Source organism: Mycobacterium hippophais (assembly GCF_027529605.1).
Taxonomy (GTDB): domain Bacteria; phylum Actinomycetota; class Actinomycetes; order Mycobacteriales; family Mycobacteriaceae; genus Mycobacterium; species Mycobacterium arseniciresistens.
Genome location: NZ_JAPZPY010000004.1, coordinates 274,419 through 290,101 on the forward strand (window position 1 = coordinate 274,419; position 15,683 = coordinate 290,101).

At 70.4% G+C, this 15,683-nt stretch carries 14 protein-coding genes; 8 read left to right on the forward strand and 6 right to left on the reverse strand.

The window, feature by feature from the left end; translation table 11 throughout:
* The first annotated feature begins 6 nt into the window (after positions 1–6).
* Together pyk and O6P37_RS12650 are read left to right on the forward strand one after the other, a co-directional pair.
* Complete coding sequence (pyk, locus tag O6P37_RS12645; RefSeq protein WP_269894382.1) at positions 7–1,425, forward strand: pyruvate kinase; 1,419 nt, start codon at positions 7–9, stop codon at positions 1,423–1,425.
* 38 nt (positions 1,426–1,463) lie between these two features.
* Entirely contained in the window at positions 1,464–2,327 is an 864-nt protein-coding gene (locus O6P37_RS12650; RefSeq protein ID WP_269894383.1) for an acyl-CoA thioesterase II, read from the forward strand.
* Here the strand turns inward: O6P37_RS12650 and O6P37_RS12655 are convergent.
* The 6 genes from O6P37_RS12655 to O6P37_RS12680 form a co-directional block, all read right to left on the reverse strand.
* Positions 2,324–2,869: a DUF4190 domain-containing protein gene (locus O6P37_RS12655; RefSeq protein ID WP_269894384.1), complete on the reverse strand. Its 546-nt coding sequence runs from the start codon at positions 2,867–2,869 to the stop codon at positions 2,324–2,326. The two genes, O6P37_RS12650 and O6P37_RS12655, sit on opposite strands and share 4 nt — an antisense overlap.
* Positions 2,866–4,407: an ATP-binding cassette domain-containing protein gene (locus tag O6P37_RS12660; protein ID WP_269894385.1), complete on the reverse strand. Its 1,542-nt coding sequence runs from the start codon at positions 4,405–4,407 to the stop codon at positions 2,866–2,868. The genes O6P37_RS12655 and O6P37_RS12660 overlap by 4 nt, the downstream gene beginning before the upstream one ends.
* Positions 4,382–5,956, reverse strand: coding sequence for a thiol reductant ABC exporter subunit CydD (cydD, locus tag O6P37_RS12665; RefSeq protein WP_269894493.1), 1,575 nt, complete (start codon positions 5,954–5,956; stop codon positions 4,382–4,384). Before cydD ends, O6P37_RS12660 begins: the two co-directional genes overlap by 26 nt.
* A gap of 32 nt (positions 5,957–5,988) precedes the next feature.
* On the reverse strand, positions 5,989–7,032 hold the full coding sequence (gene cydB, locus O6P37_RS12670) for a cytochrome d ubiquinol oxidase subunit II (protein ID WP_269894386.1): 1,044 nt from the start codon (positions 7,030–7,032) through the stop codon (positions 5,989–5,991).
* A gap of 12 nt (positions 7,033–7,044) precedes the next feature.
* A complete protein-coding gene (locus tag O6P37_RS12675) occupies positions 7,045–8,505 on the reverse strand; it encodes a cytochrome ubiquinol oxidase subunit I (RefSeq protein ID WP_269894387.1) in 1,461 nt (486 codons plus the stop codon).
* A 73-nt stretch (positions 8,506–8,578) separates the two neighbouring features.
* Complete coding sequence (locus O6P37_RS12680) at positions 8,579–9,178, reverse strand: HdeD family acid-resistance protein (protein WP_269894388.1); 600 nt, start codon at positions 9,176–9,178, stop codon at positions 8,579–8,581.
* Between the two features lie 171 nt (positions 9,179–9,349).
* On the opposite strand from O6P37_RS12680, the gene O6P37_RS12685 reads away from it, so the two are divergent.
* Genes O6P37_RS12685 through O6P37_RS12710 form a run of 6 tightly spaced genes read left to right on the forward strand, consistent with a single transcriptional unit; the run spans position 9,350 to position 15,652 of the window.
* Complete coding sequence (locus O6P37_RS12685) at positions 9,350–10,267, forward strand: ABC transporter substrate-binding protein (RefSeq protein ID WP_269894389.1); 918 nt, start codon at positions 9,350–9,352, stop codon at positions 10,265–10,267.
* A 7-nt stretch (positions 10,268–10,274) separates the two neighbouring features.
* On the forward strand, positions 10,275–11,183 hold the full coding sequence (locus O6P37_RS12690; protein WP_269894390.1) for an amino acid ABC transporter permease: 909 nt from the start codon (positions 10,275–10,277) through the stop codon (positions 11,181–11,183).
* 13 nt (positions 11,184–11,196) lie between these two features.
* The gene (locus O6P37_RS12695; RefSeq protein WP_408633163.1) at positions 11,197–11,949 is read left to right on the forward strand and encodes an amino acid ABC transporter ATP-binding protein; all 753 of its coding nucleotides are present in this window, start codon (positions 11,197–11,199) and stop codon (positions 11,947–11,949) included.
* Entirely contained in the window at positions 11,950–13,116 is a 1,167-nt protein-coding gene (gene macS / locus O6P37_RS12700) for a MacS family sensor histidine kinase (protein WP_269894392.1), read from the forward strand.
* On the forward strand, positions 13,109–13,768 hold the full coding sequence (locus O6P37_RS12705; protein WP_269894393.1) for a LuxR C-terminal-related transcriptional regulator: 660 nt from the start codon (positions 13,109–13,111) through the stop codon (positions 13,766–13,768). The genes macS and O6P37_RS12705 overlap by 8 nt, the downstream gene beginning before the upstream one ends.
* A 57-nt stretch (positions 13,769–13,825) precedes the next feature.
* On the forward strand, positions 13,826–15,652 hold the full coding sequence (locus O6P37_RS12710) for a DUF2339 domain-containing protein (protein WP_269894394.1): 1,827 nt from the start codon (positions 13,826–13,828) through the stop codon (positions 15,650–15,652).
* The last annotated feature ends 31 nt before the right edge of the window (positions 15,653–15,683 follow it).

Below are 15,683 nucleotides of genomic sequence, written 5' to 3' on the forward strand. Positions count from 1 at the left end.
GGCAACGTGAGTAGACGCGGAAAAATCGTCTGTACCCTTGGCCCGGCCACGGCCAGCGACGAGAAAGTCAAAGCGCTGGTGACAGCGGGAATGGACGTCGCGCGGCTGAACTTCAGTCACGGTGACTACCCCGACCACGAGGCCAACTACAAGCGGGTGCGCGCGGCCTCCGACGCCACCGGCCACGCCGTCGGCATCCTCGCCGACCTGCAGGGGCCCAAGATCCGGCTCGGCCGCTTCGCCGACGGTCCCACCGAGTGGACCGCGGGCGAGACCGTCCGCATCACGGTCGACGACATCGAGGGCACCCACGACCGGGTGTCCACCACCTACAAGCGGCTCGTTGAGGACGCCAACCCGGGTGACCGGGTGCTGGTCGACGACGGCAATGTCGGGCTGACCGTCGAGAGCATCGACGGCGCCGACGTCGTGTGCACCGTCACCGAGGGCGGCAAGGTCAGCAACAACAAGGGCATGTCGCTGCCCGGGATGAACGTCTCGGCGCCCGCGCTGTCGGAGAAGGACATCGAGGACCTCGAGTTCGCGCTGCGGCTCGGCGTCGATCTGGTCGCCCTGTCGTTCGTGCGCTCACCCGCCGACATCGAGTTGGTGCACGAGGTGATGGACCGGGTCGGCAGGCGGGTCCCCGTGATCGCCAAGCTGGAGAAGCCCGAGGCCATCGACAACCTCGAGGCCATCGTGCTGGCTTTCGACGCGATCATGGTCGCCCGCGGTGACCTCGGTGTCGAGCTCCCGCTCGAGGAGGTGCCGCTGGTGCAGAAGCGGGCCATCCAGATGGCCCGGGAGAACGCCAAGCCGGTGATCGTCGCCACCCAGATGCTCGAGTCGATGATCGAGAACTCCCGGCCCACCCGCGCCGAGGCCTCCGACGTCGCCAACGCGGTGCTCGACGGCGCCGACGCGGTGATGCTCTCCGGTGAGACGTCGGTCGGCAAGTACGCCCTCGACGCCGTGAGGACGATGGCGCGCATCGTCTGCGCGGTCGAGGAGAACTCGGTGGTGGTGCCGCCGCTGACCCACGTGCCGCGCACCAAGCGCGGGGTGATCTCGTATGCGGCCCGTGACATCGGTGAACGCCTCGACGCCAAGGCGCTGGTCGCCTACACCCAGTCGGGGGACACGGTGCGCCGGCTGGCCCGGCTGCACACCCCGCTGCCGTTGCTGGCCTTCACCTCGCTGCCCGAGGTCCGCAGCCAGCTGGCGCTGAGCTGGGGCACCGAGACGTTCATCGTCCCGCACATCCAGACCACGGACGGCATGATCCGGCAGGTCGACAAGTCGCTGCTGGAACTCGGCCGCTACAAGCGCGGCGACCTGGTGGTCATCATCGCGGGCGCTCCGCCCGGCACAGTAGGCTCCACCAATCTGATCCATGTGCACCGGATCGGGGAGGACGATGTGTAGTCCGATGCGGGTCTAGACGGACCGGATGAGGGGGACTCTTGGCAGCAGCGGATTTCCATGAGCTGCTGGCGGTCCTCGACCTCCACCGCGTCGACGACGCGACGTTCGTCGGCAGGCATCCGAGCAAGAACCCGATCCGCACGTTCGGCGGCCAGATGATGGCACAGGCCTTCGTGGCGGCCGGCCGCTCGCTGGACGTCGCGATCGCGCCGAGTGCGTTGTCGGCGCACTTCATCGCCGGCGGGGACCCCACCCGCGACCTGGAGTTCCACGTGCACCGGTTGCGCGACGAGCGCCGCTTCGCCAACCGCAGGGTCGACGTGCGCCAGGGTGACCTGCTGCTGACCACGGCGCTGGTGTCGTTCATGAACGGCGGCCGTGGCCTCGAGCACTCCGTCGAGGCGCCGCCGGTTCCCGGACCGGACAGCCTGCCCACGATCGACGACCTGCTCCGCGGATACGAGAAGACGGTGCCGCACTTCGTGGAGGCGCTGCGCCCGATCGAGTGGCGCTATACCAACGACCCGGCCTGGGTGATGCGCGACAAGGGCGAGCGGCTGGACTACAACCAGGTGTGGCTCAAGGCCGACGGCACGATGCCCGACGACCCGGTGCTGCACACCGCGGCGCTGGTCTACAGCTCGGACACCACGGTGCTCGACTCGATCATCACCACCCACGGCCTGTCCTGGGGACATGACCGCATCTTCGCGGTGACCATGGACCACTCGGTGTGGTTCCATCGGCCGGTGCGGTTCGACGAGTGGGTGCTCTACTCCACGACGTCACCGGTCGCCGCCGAGTCGCGCGGGCTCGGTACCGGGCACTTCTTCGACCGGTCCGGCGCGCTGCTCGCCACGGTGGTGCAGGAGGGCGTGGTGAAGTACTTCCCCGGCCGTTAGGGCGTGGCGGTCGGTGTCAGCGTGACGCTGAACTGGTCCTCCATGTTGTTGGTGAACTCTTCCTCGCACTGTTGCTGGGCCTCGACGTCGTTGCCGGCGCGCTGCAGGCAGTCGACGAGGTCGGCGCCGCCGAGTTCGCTGAAGCCCCAGATCGACAACGCGATGGCGACGATCGACACGATCACGCCGAGGAAGCCGAGCACGATGCCCGCGGTGGCGATCCCGCCGTTGGTGGCCTCACCGCGCTTGGCCCGGCCCCGCCCGATGAAGCCGAGGACGATGGCCGCGACTCCGAGCACGATGCCGCCGAACACGGTGAACAGCCCGATGATCGCGACGACGAGCGCGGCGATGCCGATGCCGTTCTTCGGGGCCGCCGGCGCCTGCGCGTAGGGGTGACCGCCGTAGGGCTGCGGAGGGGGCGGCGGATACCCGCCGGGCGGGGCGCCGTACTGATAGCCCGGCGGGGGACCCGGTGGCGGCGGCGGCGCGGACGACGACGGATCCGTTGGCGACTGCTCTGGCTTGTCCGGGTCGGTCATGCGTCGGAGATTACCCGCCCGGAGGCGAGGTCGAGTCGCAGACAGTCGATGTCGGGTGTCAAGTGGTGGGTGGCCACCAGCACCGCGCGGTCGGCCGGGAAAAGGGCGCCGGGGGTGAGTAGTTCGGCGAGCAGTCGCTGCGCATCGGCGGCGTCGAGGTGTTCGGTCGGCTCGTCGAGCAGCACCACCGGGAAGGTCGACACCAGTGCGCGCGCCAGCAGCAGGCGCCGGCGCTGGCCGGCCGACACCGCCGCGCCGCCCCCCACCAGCACGGTGGACAGGCCGGCGGGCAACCTGTCGAGCCAGTCGGTCAGGCCGGCGCGGGCCAGCGCGGATCGCAGCTCGTCATCGGTCGCGTCGCCGCGGGAGACCAGCAGGTTGTCCCGCACCGTGGTCGCGAACAGATGCCCGTCCTCACCGAAGAACCCTGCGGCGAGGCCTGTTTCGCGGCATCTGTCGGCGGTCGCGAGCAGCAGCGTGGTCTTTCCTGACCCGCTGGGACCGGTGACGGCGACGCGGTCGCCGGGCCGCACGTCGAGCGGCGGCACCGGCGGGCGGCGCCGCGGGGCGTCGTGCGGGTCGACCAGATCGTGCAGACGGCGCGCGGCGATCCGCGCGCGGTTGAGCGCCACCGCAGCGGCGGGCAGGGCGCCGGTCGCCTCGAAGGCCGCGAGGGGCACCAGCATCAGCACCGCCAGCGTGGTGGGCGCGACGGCGCCGGCGAGCGAGAGCGCGGCGACGACGGCGGCCAGCACGCTGACGCCGGTCGCCGCGGTGGGTGCGGCCGCCGCAGTGGCCGCTGGCGCCGCGGCACGGTCGGTGGCCTCGCCCCAGTCGCACTGCCTACGGTGCGCCTCGGCGAGCACGCCGTCGAGCCGACCGCCGACCCGCAGTTCCGGCCCGTGCTCCAGAGCCAGCATCGCGGCCACGTCACGACGCGAGTGATGTTCGGCAGCAACGGCTTCGGCGGCGCCGACGGCCCTGGCGGTGAGGGCGGGCGCCGCGACGCCCGCGATCAGCAGGCACACCGCGAGCACCCCGGCGGCGGCGGGGGAGATGACCGCCAGCAGTCCGACCGCGGCCACAGACAGCACCGCGGCCACCGCGATCGGCAGCACGGCGCGCACCAGCACATCGGACAGTTCGTCCACCGAGGCGCCCGCGCGGGCCACCAGTTCGCCGCTGGGCAGGCGCATCACGACCTCCGTGGGCGCCGACGCCAGCCGCCGGTACAGGTCGACGCGGACGTTTCCGGCCGAACGCAGCGCGGTGTCGTGTGCGGCGAGCCGCTGACAGTACCCGAGCACACCGCGGGAGATGCCAAGGGCCCGGACGGCGACGACCGCCACGGTCAGGTCGAGGATCGGCGGCATCTGCCAGGCGCGGGTGATCAGCCACGCCGACACGGCGGTCAGTGCGAGCGCGCTGCCCAGCGACAGCACCCCGAGCGCCGTGGCCGCCAGCAGTCGCGAGAACCGCGGCCGCAGCAGCGCGACTGCCAGGCGGAGGAAGTCACCGCGCGGCAACGATTCCGGCACCGACATCACCCCCGATGCGCAGCACCCGGTCGCCGATCGCCAGCACCGGATCGCGGTGTCCGACCACCACCACGGTGGCCCCTGCGCGTGCCCGCGCCGCGATCGCCTCGAGCACCCGGGTCTCCAGGGCGGCGTCCAGGTGCGCGGTCGGTTCGTCGAGCAGCAGCACCGGCGCGGCCGAGCCGAGCGCCCGCGCCAGTCCGAGCCGCTGGCGCTGGCCGAGTGACAGGCCGACGCCGTCGCGGCCGACCACGGTCTGCGCCGCCGCGGGCAGGTCGGCGAGCACAGCGTCGAATCCTGTTGCGCAGCAGACCTCGTCGAGATTCGTCAGCGGGCCGAACAGCTCGAGGTTGTCGGCCACCGTGCCGGGTACCACCACCGGGCGGTGGTCCAGCCAGGACACCTGCGCCCACCAGGCGGGCAGGTCGAGGTCGGCGACGTCGATGCCGCCGACGCGGACCCGCCCCGATTCGGGAGCGGCCAGCCCCAGGATGGCGTGCAGGGTGGTGCTCTTCCCGCATCCGTTCGGTCCGGTCAGCACGGTGACCGCACCGGGGGTGATCTCCGCCGCCAGCGCCTCGACGGTGATGGTGGCGCCCGCCGCGTGCACTCGGGCGCTGCCGCCGGGTGGTGCGGGCTGGTCGAGCAGCGCGAAAGCCCGCTCCGCGGCGGCCTTTCCGTCCTGGGCTGCATGGAACTCCACGCCGACGCGGCGCAGCGGCCAGAACACCTCCGGTGCCAGCAGCAGCGCGGTGAGCCCCGCGGACAGGGTCAGCTCGCCGTACACCAGCCGCAGACCCACACCCACCGCCACCAGGGCCACGCCCAGGGTGGCGATCAGTTCCAGCACCAGCGCGGACAGGAACGCGATCCGCAGCGTGGCCATCGCCGAACGGCGGTGCGCGGCGGACAGTTCGGCGATGCGCCCGGCGGCGCCGTCGGCCCGTCCCAGCGCGCGCAGCGTCGGGATGCCTGCGATGAGGTCGAGCAGGCGGGACTGCAGCGTGGTCAGCGCGGCCAGCGAGGCGGCCGACCGGTCGCGGGTCAGCAGCCCGATCAGCACCATGAACACCGGGATCAGCGGCAGGGCGATCAGCACGATCAGCGCCGAGCGCCAGTCGTAGACGGCGATGGCCAGCGCCGCGGCCGGGGTGAGGACCGCCGCGAGCAGCACGGCGGGCAGGTAGGCGGTGAAGAACGGTCGCAGCCCGTCGAGTCCGCGGCTGACCACGACCGCCGCGGCATCCCGGTCGGCGGCGAGCCTGCGGGGCGCGGCCGTCGTGACCGCGCGCAGCACCCGGCCGGACAGGTCCGCGATCAGCGCGGCCGCTCCGCGATGCGACAACCGGCCCTGCGCCCACTGGGCGGCGACGCGAACGGCGTAGAGCAGGGCCAGCACAAGGAGCGCGGGAGTCCATCGCGCCAGGTTGCCCGAGCCGGGGTCGGTGACGATGCCTGCCACCATGTGGGCGAGCAGCACCGCCGACGCGATGGTGGCGGCGGCGATCACCACACCGCACGCCACCGACGCGAGGACGTGGCGGCGCACCGCGGGCGAGGCGGTGAGAGCCCGGGGGAGGCTCAGCGGCTCCGCCATGACAGTCCTGTCGGCTCGGGGATGCGTTCGGCCGAGATGCGTTGCCGGAACACCCAGTACGTCCAGCCCTGGTAAACCATGACGAGCGGCGCCAGGATCACCGCGGCCCACGTCAGGATCTTCAGCGTGTACGGCGACGACGACGCGTTGTCGACGGTCAGGCTCCAGGCCGGGTCGAGCGTGGACGGGATGAGGTCGGGGTACAGCGAGGCGAACAGCAGCACCACGACCGCCGCGACCGCGGTGGTGGTGTGCACGAACGCCCAGCCGTCACCCGAGCCGCTCCAGATGCGGGTCATCGCGGCCAGCAGCGCGACCGCGGCCGCGGCGAGCACCAGCCAGGTCCAGGTCTTTCCGTACGCCAGCTGGGTCCACAGCCCGAAAGCGGCGACCACGACGGTCACCGGCACCGAGAGCCGCGTCGCCACCCGCAGCGCATCGGTGCGCACGGTGCCCTCGGTCTTCAGGGTGATGAAGACGGCGCCGTGCAGGAGGAACAGGCCGCCGGTGGCCAGCCCGCCGAGAAGCGGGTAGCCGAGCAGGTCGCCCACGGTGAGGCCGACCTGTTTGTCCGCGTCGACCGGCAAACCCCGCACCAGCGCGGCGAACACGACACCCCACAGCACGGCGGGCACCCAGGAGCCGGCGGCGATGGCGAGGTCGGCGCGCGACCGCCAGCGGGGATCGTCGATCTTGCCCCGCCATTCGATCGCGACGACGCGCAGGATCATCGAGCACAGGATCAGCAGCAGCGGCAGGTAGAGCCCGGAAAACATGGTGGCGTACATGTCGGGGAAGGCGGCGAACATCGCACCGGCGGCGGTGATCAGCCAGACCTCGTTGCCGTCCCACACCGGTCCGATCGTGTTGAGCACCGCGCGCCTGCGCTTCTCGACCGCGTCGGCACCCGACTCGGCGCCCATCCGGCCGATCAGCCCCATCAGCATGCCGACGCCGAAGTCGAAGCCCTCCAGCACCAGGAAGCCGAGGAACAGCAGGGCCAGCAGCACGAACCAGATGTCAGCCACGGTGCCTCCTCCTCAGTACGCGAACGACAGCGGGGCGACGTCGTCGTCCCCGGGCGGTGTGGGCGGGGCCGGTTCGGCGTCGTGTTCCTTCGGACCCGCGACGACGTAACGGCGCAGCAGCCCGAACCAGATCACCGCGAGCACGCCGTAGAGCAGCGTCAGGGTCACCAGTGAGGTGAGCACCATGCCGGTGGCGTGACCGGACACCCCCTCGGCCACGGTGAGCCGGATGTCGGGGTCGCCGGTGGGGTTGGGCACTACCACCCACGGCTGCCTGCCCATCTCGGTGAACACCCAGCCCGCGCTGTTGGCCAGGAACGGCGTGGGGATGGTCAGCAGCGCGAAGCGGGAGAACCAGGCCCGGTCGGTGGTGCGGCCGCCGCGGGTCAGCCACAGCGCCACGAGGGCGAACAGCGCGGGCACCGCGAGCAGTCCGATCATCGCCCGGAAGGACCAGTAGGTGACGAAGAGGTTGGGCCGGTAGTCGCCTGGCCCGTAGGTGGCCTCGTACCGCTGCTGCAGGTCCTCGACGCCCTCGAGGTGCACGCCGTCGAACCGGCCCTCGGCCAGGAACGGCAGCACGTAGGGCACCTCGATGACGTGCACCACGCTGTCGCAGTTGTTGTGCGTGCCCACGGTGAGGACCGAGAAGTCGGGGTCGGTCTCGCTGTGGCACAACGACTCCGCCGACGCCATCTTCATCGGCTGCTGGTCGAACATCAGCTTGCCCTGGACGTCGCCGGTCCATGCGAGCGCACCCGCCGAGACCAGCGTGACGACGCAGCCGAGCAGCATCGCCGGACGGAACATGCCGGGCGCCGGGGTGTCCGGCTTGTCCGCGCGGTGTGCCCGCACCATCCACCACGCGCAGACGCACGCGACGAAGGCGCCTGCGGTCAGGAAGGACCCGGCGACCGCGTGCGAGAACGCCGCCACTGCCGTGTTGTTGGTGAGCAACCCGACGATGCTGGTGAGCTCGGCGCGGCCGGTGTCGGGGTTGAAGCGTGCACCGACGGGATGCTGCATCCAGGAGTTCGCGGCGATGATGAAGAACGCCGACGCGTTGACCGCGAGGGCGACGATCCAGATGCATGCCAGGTGCACCAGGCGGGGCAGCCGGGTCCAGCCGAAGATCCACAGGCCGATGAAGGTCGATTCGAAGAAGAACGCCGCAAGGCCCTCCATCGCCAGCGGCGCACCGAACACGTCGCCGACGAAGCGCGAGTACTCGCTCCAGTTCATGCCGAACTGGAACTCCTGGACGATGCCGGTGGCGACGCCGATCGCGAAGTTGATCAGGAACAGCTTGCCGAAGAACCGGGTCAGCCGGTACCAGGCGGGGTTGTCGGTGACCAGCCACAACGTCTGCATGAGCGCGACCAGCGGGGCAAGGCCGATGGTCAGCGGAACGAAGACGAAGTGGTAGACGGTGGTGATCCCGAACTGCCACCGTGACACATCGAGCGCGTCCATCCGACCCTCTTCCGTGGGCTGTGAGACCAGCCTACGACAGGGCTACGACAAGTTGTAGTAGATCCTTTGTGCGTTAGCTCACCGCGGTGCCGGCGCCCGCCGCCGGGCCGCCCGCGGGGCCGGCGAGCCGGGACTCCTTGCGGATCCGCAGCGCCGTCACGATCTCCACGACACCCAGCACGACGAGGATGATGCCGGTCACCTGGGTGACGGCCACCAGGCCCTCGAGTGGGGCGGCGAACATGATGATGCCCGCGACGATCCCGAGCGCGCCGACGATGATCTCCCAGACCCGGCCCGGCAGGGTGTTGTCCGCGATCGCCGACATCAGCGTGGCCACGCCGCGGAAGATGAACCCGACGCCGATCCAGATGGCCAGCAGGTCGATCGAGTTCTGCAGGTTGATGAAGCACAGCACGGCGAGCACGAGTGCGGCCGCGCCGCTGATGAACAGCAGCGCCCGCCCACCCAGCGACGACCGCACGCTGAAGGCCAGAACCAGCTGCGACACACCGGTCACCAGCAGGTAGGCGCCGAAGAAGATCGCGGTCACCAGGATGGCCGCGCCCGGCCGCACGAACACCAGGACGCCAAGGATCAGCGCCGCGACGCCGGTGAACAGCGCCGCCTTCCACAGATGCGGCAACATGGTTGGGGCAGTGGTGGATTCCATGCGCGAAGTGTGGCACAACGCCGCCTGGCCAGGGCGGATTTGGTAGTACGGCTGTGGCGGCGGTGCGCGGTCGTTAATGTTCCGTTACCGGCGCTGCGCGCCGGGTCCACGGTCGTTATCGTCGTCGGTTCGGGACGACCAGACGACCCGAGCTAGGAGAAAGAGGCAATCGTGTTAGCTGAATGTCGCACCCGGCGAGGCAAGCTGTGGCGCATCGCAACGGTGCTCGCCGCCAGCGGCGCGCTGGCCCTGTCCGGCTGCGTCGACAACTCCGAGTCGTCGGGGTCGGGTTCGGAGACCACCGCCGCCACGGCCACCAAGGTCGACGAGATCGCCAACACCGTGCCCGAGGCCGTCAAGTCGACGGGCGAGCTGGTCGTCGGCACGGATCCGACGTACCCGCCGAACGAGTTCAAGGACGCCAGCGGCCAGGTGATCGGCTTCGACGTCGAGCTGATGAACGCGATCGCGGCCACCCTCGGCCTGAAGCCCGAATACCGGCAGTCGGCCTTCGACAAGATCATCCCGTCCGTGCAGGGCGGCACCTACAACGTCGGTATGTCGTCGTTCACCGATTCCAAGGAGCGTGAGCAGCAGGTCGACTTCGTCACCTACTTCGAGGCCGGCTCGGCGTGGGCGCAGCAGGCGGGCGCGGGGATCAACCCCGAGGATGCGTGCGGCAAGCGGGTCGCCGTGCAGACGGCCACGGTGCAGGACACCGAAGAGATGCCCATGCGCACCCAGAAGTGCATCGCCGAGGGCAAGCCCGCGATCAACGTGGTGAAGTTCGACGATCAAACCGCGGCAACCACCGCGGTCCGGCTGGGGCAGGCCGACGCGATGTCGGCCGACTCGCCGGTGACGGCGTATGCCATCAAGCAGAGCGAGGGCAAGCTCGAGGCCGCCGGTGAGGTGTTCGACTCCGCGCCTTACGGCTGGGCGGTGCAGAAGGGATCACCGCTCGCCGAGTCGCTGAAGAAGGCGCTGGAGCACCTCATCGAGTCGGGCACCTACGAGCAGATCGCCAAGAACTGGGGCGCCGAACAGGGGATGATCGACAAGCCGGTCATCAACGGCGCGATCAGCTGAGTCGCCGATGACCGACGCATCGCCGCCGCCCGCCATCGACGCTGTCCCACTGAGACATCCGTGGCGGTGGGTGGCGGCGGTCGTCATCCTCGCGCTGTTGGGGTTGTTCGTCTACGGCGCCGCGACCAACGAGGCGTACGGCTGGGACACGTACGTCAAATACCTTTTCGACCAACGCATCTCGGAAGCGGCCTTCAACACGCTTCAGCTGACCATCCTGGCGATGGTGCTGGCGCTCACCCTCGGTGTGCTGCTGGCCGTGATGCGCTTGTCGCCCAACCCGGTGCTCAAAGCGGTGTCCTGGGGCTACCTGTGGATCTTCCGCGGCACACCGGTGTACGTCCAGCTGGTGCTCTGGGGTCTGGTGCCGACGATCTACGCCAACGTCCAGTTCGGCGTCCCGTTCGGTCCGTCGCTGTTCCACCTGAACCTGCAGGCGCTGTCGGTCGGCTTCATGCTGGCCGTCATCGGCCTCGGGCTCAACGAGGCCGCCTACATGGCCGAGATCATCCGGGCCGGCATCAGTTCGGTGCCCGAGGGGCAGTCGGAAGCCTCGATAGCGCTCGGCATGTCGTGGGGGATGACCATCCGGCGCACCGTGCTGCCGCAGGCGATGCGGGTGATCATCCCGCCGACCGGCAATGAGTTCATCAGCATGCTCAAGACGGCGTCGCTGGTCACCGCTGTGCCGTACAGCTTCGAGCTGTACGGCCGGGCCAGGGACATCGGGGTGGAGTTGTTCCAGCCCATCCCGCTGCTGCTGGTCGCCTCGACGTGGTACCTGGCGATCACCAGTGTGCTGATGATCGGCCAGTACTACCTCGAGCGGTACTTCGCCCGCGGCGCGTCGCGGAAGCTGACCACCAAACAACTCCAGGCGTTGGCAGATGCGCAGATCCAGAATCCGGGGGTGTGATCGCATGACGCCGATGGTCAAGGCCGAGAACGTCTGCAAGAGCTTCGGCGCCCTGCACGTGCTCAAGGGCGTCACACTCGAGGTCGGCAGGGGCGAGGTGCTCTGCATCGTCGGACCGTCGGGGTCGGGCAAGTCGACCTTCCTGCGGTGCGTCAACCACCTCGAGCAGGTCAACGCCGGCCGCCTCTATGTCGACGGGGAACTGGTGGGCTACCGGGAACGGGGCGGCAAACTGCACGAGCTTCCGCCCCGGGATGCCGCCCGGCAGCGGCGCGACGTCGGCATGGTGTTCCAGCACTTCAACCTGTTCCCGCACCGCACCGCGCTCGGAAACGTCGTCGAGGCGCCGATCCGGGTCAAGGGGGTGAAAAAGGAGGAAGCGGTCGCCCGCGGGCGGGACCTCCTCGAACAGGTCGGTCTGGCGGACAAGGCGACCGCGTATCCCGCGCAGCTGTCCGGCGGTCAGCAGCAGCGCGTCGCGATCGCCCGCGCGCTGGCGATGAGCCCGAAGCTGATGCTGTTCGACGAGCCGACGTCCGCGCTCGACCCCGAACTGGTCGGCGAGGTGCTCGCGGTGATGAAGAAGCTGGCCGGTGAGGGGATGACCATGCTGGTCGTCACCCACGAAATGGGCTTCGCCCGAGAGGTCGCCGACAAGCTGGTGTTCATGGACGGCGGGGTGATCGTCGAGAGCGGCGATCCCCGCGAGATGATGAGCAACCCGCAACACGACCGCACGAAGGCGTTCCTGTCCAAGGTGATGTAGGTGGCTGCGGCCCTCACGGCAGATCCACGACAGGACCCCACCACCCCGCTGTGGCGGGCGGCGCAGGTGTTCCGGCTACTGAGTTGCCTGTACGCGTTGGGCTTTCACATCGCGATCAACGACGACCTGCGGCGGCCGGTCACCGGCTGGGTGTTGTTCGGCGTACTCATCGCGTGGAGCGCGGCGTGCGCGGTGGCCTACCTCGCAGGTTTCGGGCGCCGGGCGGCATGGGTGGTGGCCGAGGTGGTGATCGCCATCGCGCTGATGCTGTCGACGGAGTTCGTCGCCTCCGATCAATGGGTTCAGGACAACCAGTCCTGGCCCACCACACTGTGGGTCACCAACGCGGTGATCTCGGCGGCGATCCTGCGCGGCCCGCTCACCGGGATGGCGACGGGGCTGCTGGTGATGGCCGCGTACGCGGGGTTGAAGGGTTACGTCAGCATCAATCTCGGACGCAATGCGACGGTGGTCATCGAGTTGGCGGTCGGGCTGGCGGTCGGGATGGCGGCGCAGACGGCCCGGCGCGCGCATGCCGAACTTCAGCGGGCGACCCGGCTGGCCGCCGCGCTCGAGGAGCGTGAACGGCTGTCGCGGCAAGTGCACGACGGCGCGATCCAGGTGCTCGCGCTGGTGTCCCGGCGCGGACGCGAGATCGGCGGAGCCACAGCGGAACTCGCTGAACTGGCCGGGGAACAGGAGCGCGCGCTGCGACGGCTGATGAGTGCAGGCCCTGCGGCGCCCGAGGCCGGTGCGGTGACCGATGTCGGCGCGGAACTGCGCCGCAGGGCCTCCGACCGGGTGTCGGTGAGCCTGCCCGCCGATCCCGTGCTGCTCGACGCCGCCGTCGCCGCCGAACTGTCGGCGGCGGTGGCCAATGCGCTCGACAACGTCGCCGCCCACGCCGGCCCCGCCCACGCCTACGTCCTGGTCGAGGACCTCGGCGACACCGTGACGGTGAGTGTGCGCGACGACGGGCCCGGGATCGCGACCGGGCGGCTGGCGGAGGCCAGGGCCGAGGGTCGGCTCGGGGTCGCCGCCTCGATCGTCGGGCGGATCGAATGGCTCGGAGGCAGCGCGGTGCTGCACACCGAACCCGGCGGCGGAACGGAATGGGAATTGACGGTGCCGCGCCGGGAAGGGGATACGGGAGGGCACGATGGCTGAGCAGGATCCACCGACGACGGTGATGGTGGTCGACGACCACCCGATCTGGCGCGACGCGGTGGCCCGCGATCTGGCCGAGGACGGGTTCGACGTGGTGGCCACGGCCGACGGCGTGGCGTCGGCCAAGCGGCGGGCCGCCGTCGTGCAACCGCGGGTGGTGGTGATGGACATGCGACTCGGCGACGGCGACGGCGCCCAGGCCACCGCCGAGGTGCTCACCGTGTCGCCCGACTCCCGGATCCTGGTGTTGTCGGCCTCAGACGAGCGCGATGACGTGCTGGAGGCGGTCAAGGCCGGCGCCACCGGATATCTGGTCAAAAGCGCGTCGAAGACCGAACTCGGTGCGGCCGTGCGGGCCACCGCCGAAGGCCGGGCGGTGTTCACGCCGGGCCTGGCCGGACTGGTGCTGGGGGAGTACCGCAAGATCGCCCAGCGGCCCGCGGACGGTCCGGCGACGCCGAGCCTGACCGAACGGGAGACCGAGGTGCTGCGTTACGTCGCGAAAGGATTGTCCGCCAAGCAGATCGCGAGCCGGCTGTCACTGAGTCACCGCACGGTGGAGAACCACGTGCAGGCGACGTTCCGCAAGCTCCAGGTGGCCAACCGGGTCGAACTGGCGCGTTACGCGATCGAACACGGTCTCGACGACTAGGCGGATCGGGTAGTCCTACTCATCCGCGGGCGGTGGTCGCGTTGCGACGATGGCGCCATGACCGAACCGCATCGCGCCGTGATCGCCCGGCTGTCGGCGGAGTTCGCCGCGTTGTCCCACCAGCTGGTGCGGGTGTCGGGCGAACTGGGTGAGCTCGACCGGCTGCTGGCCGCCGGGAATCCCGCTCCGCAGCAGGCGCCCGCGCCGCCGCCGACGCCGTACTACGCGCCGTATTACGCCCCGCGATACGGGCCGCCGACCGCGCCACCACTGCCGCCACCGCCACCACCGCCGGGACGGATGCCGGTGCCCAGCGCGCCGCGGACCTCCTCGTCGGAAGGTTGGATCGGCAAGGTGCTCGCGGTCGCCGGTGTGGCGGTCACGTTGATCGGTGTGGTGCTGCTGCTGGTGCTGGCCGCCCAGGCCGGGGTTCTGAGACCCGAGTTCCGGGTGGCCGCGGGCGCGGTGCTGGCGGGTGTGCTGGTCGCGGTGTCGACGCGGCTGATGTCGCGGCCCGGCGGGCGCGTCGGAGCAATCGCACTGGCCGCCACCGGGGTGGCCGCCGCATACATCGACCTGATCGCGGTCACCACCGTCTACGGCTGGGTGCCCGCACCCGCCGGCCTCCTGCTCGGCGCCGCCGTCGGCGCCGCGGGCCTGACACTGGCCCGGCGGTGGGATTCCGAGCACCTCGCGGTGCTGGTGCTGGTACCGCTGATCGGGTTGGCGCCGGTGGTCACCGACGGGATCACGCTGCTTCTCGTCGGCTTCATGTTGTCGCTGTCGGCCGCTGCGCTGCTGGTGCAGCTGGGCAGGGACTGGCTCTGGCTGCACGCCGCCCGCACCGCGGCGGTGACGTTGCCACTGCTGATCGCGCTCGCCGCGGCCGGAATCGGCTCCCGCCACGATCTCTGGCTCGCGGGCGCCTGCGGCATCGCCGCACTGCTGGCACTCGCCGGGGCCCTGCTGGTGCTGCCGGGCACCGCCAACCGAGGGATGCTGGCGCTGCTCGCGAGCGCGGGCGTGTTGCCCGTGCTCTGCGTGCCGCTGGCGGTGGACCGGACGCTCGCCGCGCTGATGATCGGTGCGCTGGCCGCGGCCCTGCTGGCCATCGTCGCGATCGGCGACCGGCTGCCCGGCGTGCCCGGTGTGGTGCGGCGGATCTGGTCGGCGCTGTCGGCGGTCTGCACCCTGATCGCCGTCAACGTCGCGTTCGACGGTGAGGTGGCGGCGCCCCTGCTGCTCGCGATGGCACTCGTGGTCGCCGTCCACTCCTGCACCGCAGCCCGCGGCGCCGACGGGGCACGCTGGGTCGCGATGGCTTTCGCCGCCGTCGGATCCGCGCTCTACCTGAGCTATGCGCCGCCGAGCCTGCTGGTCACCGCGACCGAGTCGAGCATCCCGGACGCGGTGTCCATCCTGGCCGCCAGCGTCCTGCTGATCGGTGCGGCGGCGGCGATCGGGTGGTCGTGGGCCCGCCGCGACGGGATCGACGCGGACGTGCTGCGGCTGCTCTGCCTGTCGGCGGCGGCGGTGTCCGGGTATGCCGTCACGACGTTCGCGGTCACCGCAGGCGTGCTGGTCGGCGGCACTGGGGGCGGCTTCTTCGCCGGACACATGGCCGCGACGATCTGCTGGATCGTCGTCGCGGCCGTGTTGCTCCGCTTCGCGGCACGCAGGCCCAAGGAGCAGCGATCACTGCCGATCGGCGGGGGACTGGCGCTGGTGGTGGCCGCCATGGCGAAACTGTTCCTGTTCGACCTCGGCACGCTGGACGGCATCTTCCGGGTCGCGGTCTTCATCGTCACCGGCCTGGTGCTGCTCGGCATGGGCGCGGGATATGCGCGGCTGCTCGCCCAGCAGGATCAGCAGGGTGTGACGTGACTCACCACCTTAACTGGACTCATTCCAGAAA

Excerpts from the sequence above, each read along its gene's own strand:
- O6P37_RS12655 (WP_269894384.1), bottom strand. The coding sequence starts at position 2,869 with ATGACCGACCCGGACAAGCCAGAGCAGTCGCCAACGGATCCGTCGTCG.
- O6P37_RS12675 (WP_269894387.1), bottom strand. The coding sequence starts at position 8,505 with ATGGACGCGCTCGATGTGTCACGGTGGCAGTTCGGGATCACCACCGTC.
- O6P37_RS12680 (WP_269894388.1), bottom strand. The coding sequence starts at position 9,178 with ATGGAATCCACCACTGCCCCAACCATGTTGCCGCATCTGTGGAAGGCG.
- O6P37_RS12690 (WP_269894390.1), top strand. The coding sequence starts at position 10,275 with ATGACCGACGCATCGCCGCCGCCCGCCATCGACGCTGTCCCACTGAGA.
- O6P37_RS12695 (WP_408633163.1), top strand. The coding sequence starts at position 11,197 with ATGGTCAAGGCCGAGAACGTCTGCAAGAGCTTCGGCGCCCTGCACGTG.
- O6P37_RS12705 (WP_269894393.1), top strand. The coding sequence starts at position 13,109 with ATGGCTGAGCAGGATCCACCGACGACGGTGATGGTGGTCGACGACCAC.
- O6P37_RS12710 (WP_269894394.1), top strand. The coding sequence starts at position 13,826 with ATGACCGAACCGCATCGCGCCGTGATCGCCCGGCTGTCGGCGGAGTTC.